The organism is Mesorhizobium sp. LCM 4577 (assembly GCF_001854795.2).
GTDB classification, from domain to species: domain Bacteria; phylum Pseudomonadota; class Alphaproteobacteria; order Rhizobiales; family Rhizobiaceae; genus Mesorhizobium; species Mesorhizobium plurifarium.
This window is the reverse complement of the sequence record NZ_MDDU01000013.1, coordinates 426,989-441,901: the sequence shown is the minus strand read 5'-3', so window position 1 is coordinate 441,901 and position 14,913 is coordinate 426,989. Positions and strand designations below refer to the sequence as shown.

At 64.8% G+C, this 14,913-nt stretch carries 9 protein-coding genes; all 9 read left to right on the top strand.

Annotated features, from left to right (window positions below):
• Nucleotides 1-78 precede the first annotated feature (78 nt).
• The 9 genes from LCM4577_RS17335 (at nucleotide 79) to LCM4577_RS17295 (ending at nucleotide 14,835) form a co-directional block, all read left to right on the top strand.
• The gene (locus tag LCM4577_RS17335; protein WP_071072438.1) at nucleotides 79-5,559 is read left to right on the top strand and encodes an alpha-2-macroglobulin family protein; all 5,481 of its coding nucleotides are present in this window, start codon (nucleotides 79-81) and stop codon (nucleotides 5,557-5,559) included.
• A 74-nt stretch (nucleotides 5,560-5,633) separates the two neighbouring features.
• On the top strand, nucleotides 5,634-7,724 hold the full coding sequence (gene pbpC, locus LCM4577_RS17330; RefSeq protein WP_244508347.1) for a penicillin-binding protein 1C: 2,091 nt from the start codon (nucleotides 5,634-5,636) through the stop codon (nucleotides 7,722-7,724).
• Nucleotides 7,725-7,935: 211 nt separating this feature from the next.
• Complete coding sequence (locus LCM4577_RS17325) at nucleotides 7,936-8,694, top strand: M15 family metallopeptidase (RefSeq protein WP_244508346.1); 759 nt, start codon at nucleotides 7,936-7,938, stop codon at nucleotides 8,692-8,694.
• Nucleotides 8,695-8,898: 204 nt separating this feature from the next.
• Nucleotides 8,899-9,927 carry a sulfate ABC transporter substrate-binding protein gene (locus tag LCM4577_RS17320; protein ID WP_071072434.1) on the top strand — a complete coding sequence of 343 codons (1,029 nt, stop codon included), beginning with the start codon at nucleotides 8,899-8,901 and terminating at the stop codon, nucleotides 9,925-9,927.
• A 91-nt stretch (nucleotides 9,928-10,018) separates the two neighbouring features.
• The gene (gene cysT / locus LCM4577_RS17315) at nucleotides 10,019-10,870 is read left to right on the top strand and encodes a sulfate ABC transporter permease subunit CysT (protein ID WP_040984144.1); all 852 of its coding nucleotides are present in this window, start codon (nucleotides 10,019-10,021) and stop codon (nucleotides 10,868-10,870) included.
• Nucleotides 10,863-11,747 carry a sulfate ABC transporter permease subunit CysW gene (cysW, locus tag LCM4577_RS17310; protein ID WP_071072432.1) on the top strand — a complete coding sequence of 295 codons (885 nt, stop codon included), beginning with the start codon at nucleotides 10,863-10,865 and terminating at the stop codon, nucleotides 11,745-11,747. The genes cysT and cysW overlap by 8 nt, the downstream gene beginning before the upstream one ends.
• 70 nt (nucleotides 11,748-11,817) lie before the next feature.
• Nucleotides 11,818-12,858, top strand: a complete 1,041-nt coding sequence (locus LCM4577_RS17305; RefSeq protein ID WP_071072431.1) for a sulfate/molybdate ABC transporter ATP-binding protein — start codon at nucleotides 11,818-11,820, stop codon at nucleotides 12,856-12,858.
• Nucleotides 12,859-13,163: 305 nt separating this feature from the next.
• Nucleotides 13,164-14,150 carry a sulfate ABC transporter substrate-binding protein gene (locus tag LCM4577_RS17300; protein ID WP_071072429.1) on the top strand — a complete coding sequence of 329 codons (987 nt, stop codon included), beginning with the start codon at nucleotides 13,164-13,166 and terminating at the stop codon, nucleotides 14,148-14,150.
• Nucleotides 14,151-14,385: 235 nt separating this feature from the next.
• Nucleotides 14,386-14,835 (top strand): Rrf2 family transcriptional regulator, encoded by a 450-nt coding sequence (locus tag LCM4577_RS17295; RefSeq protein ID WP_071072427.1) that lies wholly within the window; start codon nucleotides 14,386-14,388, stop codon nucleotides 14,833-14,835.
• Nucleotides 14,836-14,913 lie beyond the last annotated feature (78 nt).

The window sequence follows — 14,913 nt, the reverse complement described above, 5'->3', positions numbered from 1 at the left end:
AACCTGCGGCGCTCCGGCGTTGACAAGCCTGCACGAAGCTTGATCATGCCCGGACGCTGGCGATGTCTGGAGGGTGGTATGGCAATGCGCGCGGCTCGTGGTCTCTCTTTCCTTCTTCTCATCTTTTTCGCCCTGGGCGGGGCGGCTCTTGCGGCCGAAGCCCGGCGAATCGTGACGACCGACAATTCCGACTATTTCGGTTTCGACCTCAGGTCGGAGCAGAATGTCAGCCTCGACCAATGCAAGACAAGCTGTCTCGGCGATTCTGCCTGCCGCGCCTTCACCTACAACACCAAGGCCAAATGGTGTTTTCTCAAATCCGACTATAACCAGTTGAAATCCTTCACTGGCGCCGTCGCCGGCAAGGTCGCGAATGTCGACGGTGATCCCGATATCGGCGCCCCGCCGGCGCTGGCCTTCTTCCCCAACTGGATGGCCGACCAGGCTCAGCAGTTCCGCAACAAGCTGACCGATCCGGCCTATGACAAGCCGACCGAGGGCCTTGCTGCCCTGCAGGCCGCCGCCGAGCAGGCCTCGCTTACCGGCGATCACCGGCTTGCCATGCAGAAATACGAGGCCGCGATCTCCGTTCTGCCGGACGATGGCGCGCTCTGGCTGGCGCTGGCGCGCGAGATACTCGCCGTGGAGCCGGCGTCGAACACCACCGAACCCGCGACGTTCCCGATGAACGCCACCTCGGCGGCCTTCAACGCCTACAAGCTGGTGCGCACGGCAAAGACCCGCGCCGAGGCGCTGGCGCTGCTTGCCGCCGGTCTCGACAAGCGCGATCTCTATCGGCCCTCGCTGCAGGCCTATGAGGCAAGCCTTGCGCTGGTGAGCTCGCCGGCCGTCCAGGCCGATTACGCCGACCTCAAGGCGCGCAAGGGTTTCCGCGTCGTCGAGCACACCGTCGATGCCGATTCCTCCTCGCCGCGCATCTGCGCCCAGTTTTCCGAGGAACTGGTCAAGACCGGTGTCGATTATTCGCAGTTCGTGACCGTCGACAACGCCGCGCCCAAGGCCGTCGAGGCCAAGGACAAGCAGATCTGCGTCGAGGGCCTGGAGCACGGCCAGCATTATGACGTGACCTTCCGCGTCGGCCTGCCGGCGGCGATCGGCGAAACGATCGCCGCGCCCGTCGTGCTGTCGATCTACGTCCAGGACCGCGCTCCGTCCGCCCGCTTCACCGGCGACAGCTTCGTGCTGCCGGCCGGCGCCCGCCGCGGCATTCCGGTCGTCACCGTCAACATGAACGCCGCCAAGATGACGCTTTACCGCATCGGCGACCGTTCGCTGGCGCAGCTTCTGTCCGGCTATCAGTTCCTGCATCAGCTCGATGGCTATGACATCTCCACCATTTCGGACCAGATGGGCGCCCCCGTCTGGTCCGGCACGCTCGACATCGCCAATGATCTCAATAAGGAGGTTACCACTTCGTTCCCGGTGGATGAGGCGATCCCGCAGCGCAAGCCAGGCGTCTATGTGCTGACCGCGCAGCCGGTCGACGACAAGAGCGACGACTATGGTTCGCGCGCCACGCAGTGGTTCGTGGTCTCCGATATCGGCCTTTCCACCTATACCGGCCAGGACGGCCTCAACGTCTTTGCCCGTTCGCTGGGCTCGGCCAAGCCGATTTCCGGCGCCGAACTGACGCTGCTTGCCAAGAACAACGAGATTCTCGGCACCGCGACCACTGATGCCGAGGGCCGCGCCGTCTTCAATCCGGGCCTCACCCGCGGCGAAAACGGCATGGTGCCGGCCGTGCTGATGGCCAAGCAGGGCGATAACGACTTCGTCTTCCTCGACATGGGCAAGGCCGGCTTCGACCTGTCGGATCGTGGCGTCGAGGGCCGAGCCTCGCCGGGCGCGCTCGACGTCTATGCCTGGACGGAGCGCGGCATCTACCGCGCCGGCGAGGACGTTCACGTCGCGGCCCTTGCCCGCGACGGCGCCGCCAAGGCGGTCGAGAACCTGCCGCTGACCTTCATCTTCACCCGCCCCGACGGCGTCGAGAGCCGCCGCATCGTCAGCAATGGCGAGTCCGCCGGCGGCCACGCCGTCGACCTGCCGCTCGAGGCCAACGCCATGCGCGGCACCTGGACGGTGTCGATCTATACCGATCCCAAGCAGGCGGCCGTTGCCAGCCAGATGTTCCTGGTCGAGGATTTCGTGCCGGATCGCATTGAATTCGACCTGACCGCCGACAAGAAGGAGATCGCCCAGGGCGAAACCGCTAACGCCACAGTCGACGGCCGCTTCCTCTACGGCGCGCCGGCCGCGGGCCTTGCGCTCGAAGGCGAGATGACGCTGTCGACCACCAGTACCTGGGACAGCTTCAAGGATTTCACCTTCGGCCTGGCCGACGAGCAGTCGAGCGAGCCGACCGTGACGCCTCTCGCCAATCTTCCCGTCGTCGGCGACGACGGCAAGGCGACCTTCCCGATCACGATCGACCAATTGCCGTCGACCACCAAGCTGGTCAACGCCAAGGTCACCGTGCGCATGCGCGAGGCCGGCGGCCGCGCCGTCGAGCGGTCGCTCGACATCGGCGTTCGCCCGCAGCGCGACGTCATCGGCATTCGGCCGGATTTCGAGGGCGATGAGGTGCCGCAAGGCGGAACCGCCAAGTTCAGCATCATCGCCGTCGACCCGAACGGCAAGCGCGAGGACCTGAAAGGCGCCCAATGGTCGCTGGTCAAGGTCGAGCGCAACTATCAATGGTACCGTTCCAACAATTCCTGGAACTACGAGGCGGTGAACCTCACCAAGGCCGTCGCCAATGGCGCGGTCGACCTGAAGGCCGATGGCGAGGCGACCGTATCGCTGCCCGTCGACTGGGGCCGTTACCGGCTTGAGGTCGAGACCGCCGATCCGGATGGTCCCGCCACCAGCTATGAGTTCGATGCCGGCTGGTATGTCGCCTCGACCACCACCGAGACGCCCGACGGCCTTGAGATCGCGCTCGACAAGGACAGCTACGCCGCCGGCGAAGTCGCCAAGCTGAAGGTCTCGCCGCATTTTGCCGGCGAACTTCTGGTCACCATCGGCGCCGAGAAGCTCTTGAAGACCGTTACCGCCTCGGTGCCGGCCGGCGGCAGCACCGTCGACATCCCCGTCGGCGACGACTGGGGCGCCGGCGCTTATGTCACGGCGACCTTGTTCCGGCCCGGCGACGCGCAGGAATCGCGCATGCCGGCCCGCGCCATCGGCATCCAATGGTTGTCGGTCGATCCGGGCTCGAAGAAGCTGACGGTTTCCCTGACACCGCCCGAAAAGACGATGCCGCGCCAGCAGCTGTCGATCCCCGTTGCGGTCAACGGCGCGCAGGCCGGCAGCAACGCCTATGTGATGGTGGCTGCCGTCGATGTCGGCATCCTCAACCTCACCAACTACAAGGCGCCCGATCCGGAGGACTGGTTCTTCGGCCAGCGCATGCTTGGGCTGGAGATCCGCGACCTCTACGGCCGCCTGATCGACGGCTCGCTCGGCACCATGGGCAAGATACGCACCGGCGGCGACGGGGCGAACATGCAGGCGCAAGGCAGCCCGCCGACCGAAAAGCTGGTCGCCTTCTTCTCCGGCCCGGTCGAGCTCGATGCCAACGGCAAGGCGCGCGTCGATTTCGACATCCCGCAGTTCAACGGCACCGTTCGCGTCATGGCGGTCGCCTGGACCAAGGATGCGGTCGGCCATGCCCAGACCGACGTCATCGTGCGCGATCCGGTGGTGATCACCGCCGGCCTGCCGCGCTTCCTGGCGCCGGGCGATGCGGCGACCATGCGCCTCGACATCGCCGACACCGATGGCCCGGCCGGCGACTATGCGCTCTCGGTCACCACGACCGGAGATCTTACGACCGGCGACAAGCCCCTGCCCGAGAAGCTGACGCTCGCCCAGGGCAAGCGCCAGTCGCTCAGCTTCCCGCTGGTCGCCAAGACCGCGGGCGACGCCTCGGTCACGGTCAAGCTCGCGCACGCCGACGGCACGCAAGTCGAGCAGACGCTCTATCTGCCGGTGCGCCCGGCGCAGCTTCCGGTCACCAACCGCATGGTGGTCGACCTGAAGCCGCATGGCGGCTCGTTGCGCGTCGACAAGGAGCTGCTGGCGTCAAGCGTGCTCGACGGCGCTTCGGTCAGCGTCGGCGTCTCGCAGTCGTCCGCGCTCGACGTGCCGTCGCTGCTGATGTCGCTCGACCGCTACCCCTATGGCTGCGCCGAGCAGACCACCAGCCGCGCCATGCCGCTGCTCTATGTCAACGACATGGCCAAGAGCATCGGCATGGAGAGCGACCCGGACCTGCATCAACGCATCCAGGACGCCATCTACAAGGTGCTCTCCTACCAGTCGTCGAGCGGCAGCTTCGGCCTCTGGGGACCTGGCTCCGGCGATCTGTGGCTCGACGCTTATGTCAGCGAATTCCTGACCCGGGCGCGCGAGCAGAAGTATGATGTTCCCGCGCTTGCCATGAACCAGGCGCTGAACAACCTGCAGAACTCGCTTGGCTACGACCAGGACGTCCAGGACAAGGGCAGCGAGATCGCCTATGCGCTCTATGTGCTCGCCCGCAACAAGAAGGCCTCGATCGGCGATCTGCGTTATTACGCCGATACCCAGCTCGAAGCCTTCTCCAGCCCGATGGCCGTCGCCCAGTTGGCGGCGAGCCTGGCGCTCTACGGCGACACGCAGCGTTCGGAAGCAACCTTCCAGACGGCGCTCAGGCTGGCACAGTCGGAGACCGACTATGACTGGTACCGCTCGGACTACGGCTCGCGGCTGCGTGACGGCGCGGCGTTGCTGGCGTTGGCGGCGGAATCGAAGCCGGTGCCCAGCATCATGCCGCAACTGATCAAGCTGGTGGGCGTGGCGCGAGCGGACGCCCGCTGGACGAGCACGCAGGACGAATCCTGGATGCTGCTTGCCGCGCGGGCGCTGAAGGAAGGCAATGATTCCATCACGCTTTCCGTCAACGGCGCGCCGCATTCGGGCGGCTACTCCGACCAGGTCGCCGGCAGCGATCTCGTCGACAGTCCGCTCACCATCGCCAACACCGGCGCGACGCCGCTGCAGGCGGTGGTGACCGCGGTCGCCGCCCCGGTCGATCCGCTGCCGGCCGGCGGCGACGGCTTCACCATCGATCGCACCTACTACAAGCTCGACGGCACCGCGGCCAATGTCATCGAGGCCAAGCAGAACGAGCGCTACGTGGTCGTGCTCAAGGTCTACGAGCAGAACAAATGGCCGTCGCGCCTGCTGATCACCGATCTGTTGCCGGCCGGCTTTGAGATCGACAATCCGAGCCTGGTTTCCAGCGCGCAATTGTCGAACTTCTCCTGGCTGGCGCAGACCGACGCCGCGCATCTGGAGTTCCGCGACGACCGCTTCGTCGCCGCCTTCAATCCGAACGAAGGCGACGGCGACCGCAACATCACGCTGGCCTATGTCGTGCGCGCCGTGACACCGGGCACCTACGCCCATCCGGCGGCAACGGTGGAAGACATGTACCGGCCGCAATACTCGGCCCGTACCGCCACCGGCGTGATGGAGGTCAAGGCGGAATAGCAAGGTCGCCGGTTTAGCTTCTCCCCGTCCCTATACGGGGAGAAGGCGCCGGCAGGCGGATGAGGGGCAGCACCATGCTCTCCAGAAAATTCCTCAAGCGAACCGCAATCGCAGGCGCCTGCCTCGCCGGCTTCGCGGCCGCGTCGATCGCCGCGCTCCGGGAACTCGACCGCGCCTTCCCGCCGCCGCTGCCGGTAAGGCTGACGGTCTCGACGGAGGTCCAGGACCGCGATGGCCAGCTGCTGCGCGCCTTCGCCACGCCGGACGGCTACTGGCGGCTCGAAACCCGCCTCGACCAGGTCGACAAGCAATTCGTCGACATGCTGGTGGCCTATGAAGACAAGCGCTTCTGGGATCATCGCGGCGTCGACATCCTGGCGTTGTGCCGCGCCGCCGGCCAGCTCGTCACCAGCGGTCATATCGTGTCCGGTGGCTCGACCTTGTCGATGCAGCTCGCCCGGCTCATCGAGCCGCGCGACAGCCGCAGTATCGGCTCCAAGCTCAAGCAGATGCTGCGCGCCATCCAGATCGAGCGGCGTCTGTCCAAGCAGGAAATCCTTGAGCGCTACCTGACGCTGGCGCCCTATGGCGGCAATCTCGAAGGCGTGCGCGCCGCCTCGCTCGCCTATTTCGGCAAGGAGCCGAAGCGGCTGACTGTCTCGGAGGCAGCCCTTCTGGTCGCGCTGCCGCAATTGCCGGAAAGGCGCCGGCCCGACCGCAATCTCGGCATCGCGCACGCCGCGCGCGACCGCGTGCTGACCCGCATGGTCTCGGCCGGCCTGCTCGGCGAACGCGAAGCTGCCCGCGCCGCGCTGGACGATGTTTCCGGCCTGCGCAGGAAACTGCCGGCGCTGGCCGCGCATGCTTCTTATGCCATGCTGCCCAAGGCCGTGCCCGGCAAGCCGCTGCAGCTCACCATCCGCAAAAGCGTGCAGCAGGGGCTGGAGCAGGTGGCAAGGGATGCCGCCAGGAAGCTCGGTCCGAAACTTTCCGTCGCCATGGTGATGGCCGATGCGCGCACCGGCGACATCCTCGGCGAGGTCGGCTCGGCCGATTTCTTCGACGCCAGCCGCTCTGGCTGGATCGACATGACCAAGGTGGTGCGCTCGCCCGGCTCGACGCTGAAACCTTTCATCTACGGACTTGCTTTCGAGCAGGGGCTGGTGGCGCAGGAGATGATCATCGAGGACAGTCCGGCCGACTTCGGTGGCTACCGTCCGAAGAATTTCGACATGGGCTACCAGGGCGATGTCTCGATCCGCCAGGCCCTGCAATTGTCGCTCAACGTGCCGGCGATCCGCGTGCTCGACGCCGTCGGTCCGGCGCGGCTGACGGCGCGCTTCCGCCAGGCCGGCGTCAACCCGATCCTGCCGGTCAACGAGGCGCCGGGCTTGGCGATCGGGCTTGGCGGCGTCGGCGTGACCTTGCGCGACCTGGTGCAGCTTTATACCGGGCTCGCCAATGGCGGCAAAATGCACACGCTGCATGACGGCACCGAGCCGGCCGATGCCGAGCGCACCACCGCCACCATCCTCGACGACCAGGCGGCCTGGCAGATCAACGACATCCTGTCCGGCGTGAAGCCGCCGGAAGGCGCCATGCAGCGCGGGATCGCCTACAAGACCGGCACCTCCTACGGCTATCGCGATGCCTGGTCCGTCGGCTTCGACGGCCGTTACGTGCTGGGTGTGTGGGTCGGCCGCGCCGATGCCAGCCCCGTCCCCGGCCTGTCGGGCTATGTCTCGGCGGCACCCATCCTGTTCGAAGGCTTCGTCCGTTCCGGCCTTGCCAGCGTGCCGCTGTCCGGCCGGCCGCCTGGCGTCTTCAACCCCCGGCGCGAGGAACTGCCGGTGACGCTCGCCCGCTTCGGCGCCGGATCGGACGGTCTGGTGCAGGCCACCGCCACCGAGCCCGCTCCGACCATCGTCTTCCCGCCCAACGGCGCCCGCGTCGATCTCGGCACCAACTCCGCCGACGCCACGCCGCTGGTTCTGAAGCTCCAGGGCGGCCGCGCGCCGTTCCGCTGGCTCGCCAACGGCAAGCCACTCGCCGGCATCGACCGCCGCCGCACCGCGACCTGGCAACCCGACGGCACCGGCTATTCGACGCTGACCGTGATCGACGCGGCAGGACGGGCGGCGAGCGTGAAGGTTTTCGTTGAGTAGAATACGGCAAGCGATTCAGAAGATTGCGCTTCTTAAGACCTTGGCGCGGGGAGTTTCTCCCCTGATGTATGGCGCGAGGCCCCCCTCTCTGGCCTGCCGGCCATCTCCCCCTCAAGGGGGGAGATCAGCAGCTTCGCTGCCTTCGCCAATTTTCAACGTTGGTAAGATAGAGCCGGCGCCGAAGCCGCCAATCTCCCCCCTTGAGGGGGAGATGCCCGGCAGGGCAGAGAGGGGGGCCTCGCGCCATACCTTTCTATTTGGAGTTGCACTAGCCGCTACGCTGGCTCTTCTATCCGCGACCACCTCCCCCGCCCGCGCCAACCCCCTCCCCGCGGGCTTCGTCAGGCTCGCCGATATCGACCCGACCATCCGCCAGGATATTCGCTACGCCGACCGCGAAAACTTTCTGCATCGCAAGGTCTACGGTTATGACGCGCCGGTCTGCATCCTGACCGCGACGGCGGCGAAGGCACTGTCCGGCGTCCAGAAAGCAATGGTCGCCAAGGGCCTGACGCTGGTCGTCTTCGACTGCTACCGCCCGGCGCGCGCCGTCGCCGACATGGGTAGATGGACCAGGGAGGACGGCCCGCCGGATCCGCAATGGTATCCGACCGTCGAGCGCGGCGATCTGATCGCCAAGGGCTATGTCGGTGAGTTGTCCAGCCATTCGCGCGGCTCGACGGTCGACCTCGCCATCGCCGAGACCGGCAAGAAAAGCTCCATACACCCGGCCTGCGGCGCGCCGGATGGCGGCACGCTCGACTTCGGCACAGGTTTCGACTGCTTCGATCCGATGAGCGAGACGGCGCACCGCCCTCTTCCCGCCGAAGCGGCAACGAACCGCAGGATGCTGCTTGCCGCCATGCGTGCCGCCGGCTTCCGCAACTATGCGCGCGAATGGTGGCACTTCACCCTGGCCAAAGAACCTTTTCCAAAACAGCGCTTCGATTTTCCGGTCACCGCCAACTAAGGCGTACCCGAGGCTTGCCCCGCCCCCGAACGTTTCTAATTAGCTCGGCTGATAAGGAGCCGTGCGGCCAGCGCAGAGGAAATCATTTCCTCAACCGGCCCAATCACGGCGAAAAATTGCTTCGAGGAGGCGAAAAAGGCAACATTCAATGCATCTAAATTCTATAAACTCGGTAGAGTTCGCAGCAGTTCAACGGAGGCGGGAATGACCAAACCTCATTTCAGGAAACTGCTCGGCGCGCTGGTCGCCACATCTGTCCAGTTCGGCACGCTCGGTTTCGCGTTTGCCGACACGACCATTCTGAATGTGTCCTACGACCCGACACGTGAACTCTATAAAGCCTATGACGAGGCGTTTGCCGCACACTGGAAGGCGGAGACCGGCGAAACCGTAACCATCCAGCAGTCGCATGGCGGATCCGGCGCGCAGGCCCGGGCGGTGATCGACGGCCTCGACGCCGACGTCGTGACGCTGGCCCTCGAAGGCGACATCAACGCCATCGTCTCGAAGACAAAGAAGATCAACCCGGACTGGCGCACGAAGTTCGAGAACAACTCGGCGCCTTACACCTCGACCATCATCTTCCTGGTGCGCAAGGGCAATCCCAAGGGCATCCACGACTGGAGCGATCTGGTGAAGGACGGCGTCCAGGTGATCACCCCGAACCCGAAGACGTCCGGAGGCGCGCGCTGGAACTACCTTGCCGCCTGGGCCTATGCGAACGCCAATGACGGCAACGACGAAGCCAAGACCAAGGCGTTCGTCGGCAAGCTTTATGCGAACGTCCCCGTCCTCGATACCGGCGCGCGCGGTTCGACGGTGACCTTCGCGCAGAAGGGCCTGGGCGATGTGCTGATCGCCTGGGAGAATGAAGCCTATCTCGCGCTCGACGAATTCGGCGCCGACAATTTCGACATCGTCTACCCGCCGACCTCGATCCTGGCCGAGCCGCCGGTCGCCGTCGTCGACGCCAATGTCGATGCCAAGGGCACGCGCAAGGTCGCGGAGGCCTATCTGAGCTGGCTCTATTCCAAGGAAGGCCAGACCATCATCGCCAAGAACCACTATCGCCCGGCCAAGCCCGACCTGGTGCCGGCCGAGGACCTTGCCAAGCTCCCGGCAATCAAGCTGGTCACCATCGACGACCCGCAATTCGGCGGCTGGAAGAAAGCGCAGCCTTACCATTTCGGCGATGGTGGTATATTCGACCAGATCTACAAGCCGGCGCAGTGAAGCCGGACGGCCGGTGAGCCTCGGGCATGCCGGCCGAATGCGACTGCGCAAAGCCATTCTGGTTTGAATAGAAGGGACGATCCAGAACAGCATGACCACAGCACCCGCCAAAGCGGGGTGGCGATTCAGGCAGCCGAGTGTCATTCCGGGCTTCGGATTGACGCTCGGCTTCTCGCTTGCCTACCTCACGCTCATCATCCTCATCCCGCTTTCGGGGCTGGTCTGGCGTTCGGCCGCGCTCGGCTGGGCCGATTTCTGGGCGATCGTTGTCGACCGGCGCACCCTCAACGCGCTGAAGATAAGCTTCGGCACGGCCTTCCTGGCGGCTGTGGTCAATGTCGTGTTCGGCACCGTCGTTGCGTGGGTGCTGGTCCGTTACCGTTTCCCCGGGCGCCGCATCGCCGACGCGATGGTCGACTTGCCCTTTGCCCTGCCCACGGCCGTCGCCGGCATCGCGCTCACCACGCTCTATGCGCCGAATGGCTGGATCGGCCACCTCCTGATGCCGCTCGGCATCAAGGTCGCCTACACGCCGCTCGGCATCGTCATCGCGCTGGTGTTCATCGGCCTGCCCTTCGTCGTGCGCACCGTCCAGCCGATCATGGAAGAGCTCGACAAGGAGGTCGAGGAGGCGGCCGCCACATTGGGCGCCAACCGCTTCCAGATCATCACCCGCGTGCTTTTCCCCGGCCTGGCGCCGGCGATCATCACCGGCTTCTCGCTCGCCTTCGCACGCGGCGTCGGCGAATACGGCTCGGTCATCTTCATCGCCGGCAACCTGCCCTTCAAGTCCGAGATCGCGCCGCTTCTGATCGTCATCCGGCTCGAGGAATACAATTACGAGGCGGCGACCGCGATCGCCGCGATCATGCTGGCGCTGTCCTTCGTGATGCTTCTGGTCGTCAATCTCGTCCAGACATGGAGCCGCAAGCGCTATGGCTGATCCCGAGATCAAATCCTACGAGCCGCATCACGAGAGCCAGTCGGCCGCGGTGACCGAAAGCCGGCCCGTCAAGGCCGTGCTGATGGCAATCGCCTTGGCCTTCCTCGCCGTCTTCCTGCTTTTGCCGCTGATCGTCGTCTTCCACGAGGCGCTTGCCAAAGGCATCGGCGCCTACACGGAAGCCCTTTCCGGCCCCGACACGCGCTCCGCCATCCGCCTGACCTTGCTGGTGGCGGCGATCTCGGTGCCGCTGAACGTCATCTTCGGCATCTCGGCCGCTTGGGCGATCGCCAAGTTCGAGTTCAAGGGCAAGGCGTTTCTGACAACGCTCATCGACTTGCCCTTCTCGGTCTCGCCTGTCATTTCCGGCCTGGTCTATGTGCTCCTCTTCGGCGCGCAGGGACTGCTCGGTGCCTGGCTGAAGGCGCATGGCATCGTCATCCTTTTCGCCGTGCCCGGCATCGTGCTGGCTACCATTTTCGTCACTTTCCCCTTCGTCGCGCGCGAGCTGATCCCGCTGATGCAGGAACAGGGCAATGGCGACGAAGAGGCGGCGCTTTCGCTAGGTGCCAGTGGCTGGCAGGCCTTCTGGTATGTGACGCTGCCTAACGTCAAATGGGGACTGCTCTACGGCGTGCTTCTGTGCAATGCGCGCGCCATGGGTGAGTTCGGCGCGGTCTCGGTGGTGTCGGGCCATATACGCGGCCTCACCAACACCATGCCGCTGCATGTCGAGATCCTCTACAACGAATACAACGCCGTCGGCGCCTTTGCCGTCGCTTCGCTGCTCGCCGGCCTGGCGCTGGTGACGCTGGCCTTGAAAACGCTTCTCGAGATGCGCTACGGCGCCGAGATCGCCGCGACACGCGGACACTAGATGCATGTCACCCAAAAGTGCGTAGCGGTTTTGGGATAACGATATGCATCAACGAAACTGAGGGATTTGCATGGAAGTTCGTGTCGTCAACGTGCGCAAGGAGTTCGAGCGGTTTCCGGCGCTCCACGACGTGTCGCTCGACATCAGGTCCGGCGAGCTCATCGCGCTGCTCGGGCCGTCCGGCTCCGGTAAGACGACCCTGCTCAGGCTGATCGCCGGCCTGGAGCGCCCGACCAAGGGCGCCATCTTCTTCGGCGACGAGGACGCCTCGCAGAAGTCGATCCAGGAGCGCAATGTCGGCTTCGTCTTCCAGCATTACGCGCTGTTCCGCCACATGACGGTTGCCGACAATATCGGCTTCGGCCTGAAGGTCCGGCACGGCGCCGCGAGGCCGTCGGGGCAGGAAATCCGCCGCCGGGCGCTCGAACTGCTCGACCTCGTCCAGCTGTCGGGCCTGGAAAAGCGTTATCCGGCGCAGCTTTCCGGCGGCCAGCGCCAACGCGTTGCTTTGGCGCGCGCCATGGCGATCGAGCCCAAGGTGCTTCTGCTCGACGAACCCTTCGGCGCGCTCGACGCGCAGGTTCGCCGCGAGTTGCGCCGCTGGCTGCGCGAGATCCATGACCGCACCGGCCATACGACCGTCTTTGTCACGCATGACCAGGAAGAAGCGCTGGAGCTCGCCGACCGTGTCGTCGTCATGAGCCAGGGCCGCATCGAGCAGGTCGGCACCGCCGACGATATCTACGACACGCCGAACTCGCCTTTCGTCTATTCCTTCATCGGCGAGTCGAGCTCGCTGCCGGTCAAGGTCGAGAACGGCGAGGTCTGGATCGCCGACCGGCCGATCGGACTGCAGGCGCCGCATGCGCCGTCCGGCGAGGCTGTTCTCTACTTCCGCCCGCACGATGTCGACCTGCTCGACGGCTGCAGCGGCTGCATCGCCGGCACGGTTGCCGCCAGCCGCCGCGTCGCCGGCACCAGGCGCGTCGAGCTCGAGGTCGGCGGCGAGCGCCAGCGCGTCGAGATCGAGCTGCCGGTCGACCATCCTGCCGCGCAGAAGAGCCGCGTGGCCTTCAGGCCGCGGCGCTGGAAGCTTTTTCCCACTTCCTGAGCTGTCTTTCACTCCGACCCTGCTCCGGCGCCCGGCTTGGCGTCATCCATGAATCTGCTTGGAAGAAAATCCTAGCAAAGAGCTGTTTCGGCGAGATATTTTCCAAACCTTCGCTCGCCGCTCCGAGCGCGTGCCTCGTCGGGCCCGGCTTTCCTCACTATGGTCGCCATAGAGTAATTCCAGGAAAAGCGTGAGCTGTTTTCCGTCCGGAATTGCGTCGAAACAAAGAGATAAGGCGTTCCGCCGTTTTCCGTGAAACGGTGGAACGCGTTAGCTTCGATCCATTTTCCAAGGAGCCTGTTTTCATGAAGCGTCTATTGCTCGGCATCGCGGCTGTTGCCGGTCTCGTCCTCGCGTCCTCTCAAGCCTGGTCGGCCGACAAGCTTTTGAATGCATCCTATGACGTCGGCCGCGAGCTGTTCGTCGATATCAACAAAGCCTTCATCGCCAAGCATCCCGGCGTCACGGTCGATCAGTCGCATGCCGGCACCTCGGCGCAGGCGCGCGCCATCGCCGAAGGTCTTGGCGCCGATGTCGTCACCTTCAACCAGGTCACCGACGTCGACTTCCTGGTCAAGAAGGGACTTGTCTCGGCCGATTGGCAGAAGGATTTCCCGGACAACGCCTCGCCCTTCTATTCGCTACCTTCGTTCCTTGTCCGCGCGGGCAATYCCAAGCATATCAAGGACTGGAACGATCTGGTGCGCGACGACGTGCAGGTGATCTTCCCGAACCCGAAGACGTCCGGCAATGCGCGCTACACCTATCTTGCCGCAACGGCCTACGCCAAGGAAGCCTTCAAGGGCGATGACGCCAAGGTGAAGGAGTTCATCACAAAGCTCTTCAACAACGTGCCGATCTTCGACACCGGCGGGCGAGCCGCCACCACGACTTTCGTCCAGCGCGAAATCGGCGACGTGCTGATCACCTTCGAGTCGGAAACGCGCGGCATCCGCAAGGAGTATGGCGACGACAAATTCGAGCAGGTCACGCCTTCGGTCAGTCTGCTCGCCGAGTTCCCGGTGGCAATCGTCGATAAGGTCGCCGACGAGCATGGCAGCCGCGATCTCGCCAAAACCTACCTCGACTTCCTCTACACGCCGGACGGCCAGGAGATCGCCGCCGGGAACGGCTTGCGGGTTCGCGACGCGACAGTGGCCGCCAAGCACAAGGCCGACTTCCCGGACGTCCGGCTGCTGACCGTCGAGAACGTCTTCGGCGGCTGGGATAGGGTACAGAAGGAGCATTTCGCTGCAGGCGGACTGCTCGACCAGGCCTACGGCAGCCGCTGAGCCGCCGCACAATCAGGAAGCGCAAGGAAGCCGGCGTTAGCCGGCTTTCTCGTTTGAGCTGGCCGGCATTTCGCAGGGGAAATCCGGCGGCCAACGTGAAAAACGTTACGAAGAATCAACGCGTTTGTGCCTAAGCTGCCGGGCAAATCATTGGGCCAGGCGGTCAACTGTCATGATTTGCACACAAACAACCGCCAGATGCAGGGCCATTGGGGTTTGATGAACTGAATCGGGCATGCTGACCAAAAAAGGCAAATACGGCCTCAAGGCCCTCGTGCATCTTTCCGGCCTGCCGGCTGGCCAGCTTGCATTCGTCAACGACATCGCCGTCGCCAACAACATCCCGAAGAAATTCCTGGATGCGATCCTGGGCGAGTTGCGCAATGCCGGTTTCGTCCAGAGCCGCAAGGGCAAGGAAGGCGGCTACCGCCTCGCCCGGCCCGCTTCCGAGATCAAGATCGGCCATGTCGTGCGCGTGCTCGACGGGCCGCTGGCGCCGATCCCCTGCGCCAGCCGCACGCAATACCAGCGCTGCGAGGATTGCGATGAGGCCACCTGCCAGGTCCGCCACATGATGCTGGAAGTGCGCCAGGCGATCGCCGAGGTGCTCGACAACCGCAGCCTCGCGGCCATGYGCGACGCCGATAACGACGATTTCCCCGCAGAGCTCACCTCGCAGATCTGAAGCGGCCCGCCCTCGGCAGCGGCTCCCTTGGTTGCTTGTCAGCTTTCGACGCAGTAAAGCGGCTGAGCATGATCCCGA

Excerpts from the sequence above, each read along its gene's own strand:
- LCM4577_RS17325 (WP_244508346.1), top strand. The coding sequence starts at position 7,936 with ATGCCCGGCAGGGCAGAGAGGGGGGCCTCGCGCCATACCTTTCTATTT.
- LCM4577_RS17320 (WP_071072434.1), top strand. The coding sequence starts at position 8,899 with ATGACCAAACCTCATTTCAGGAAACTGCTCGGCGCGCTGGTCGCCACA.
- LCM4577_RS17305 (WP_071072431.1), top strand. The coding sequence starts at position 11,818 with ATGGAAGTTCGTGTCGTCAACGTGCGCAAGGAGTTCGAGCGGTTTCCG.
- pbpC (WP_244508347.1), top strand. The coding sequence starts at position 5,634 with ATGCTCTCCAGAAAATTCCTCAAGCGAACCGCAATCGCAGGCGCCTGC.
- cysT (WP_040984144.1), top strand. The coding sequence starts at position 10,019 with ATGACCACAGCACCCGCCAAAGCGGGGTGGCGATTCAGGCAGCCGAGT.
- cysW (WP_071072432.1), top strand. The coding sequence starts at position 10,863 with ATGGCTGATCCCGAGATCAAATCCTACGAGCCGCATCACGAGAGCCAG.
- LCM4577_RS17335 (WP_071072438.1), top strand. The coding sequence starts at position 79 with ATGGCAATGCGCGCGGCTCGTGGTCTCTCTTTCCTTCTTCTCATCTTT.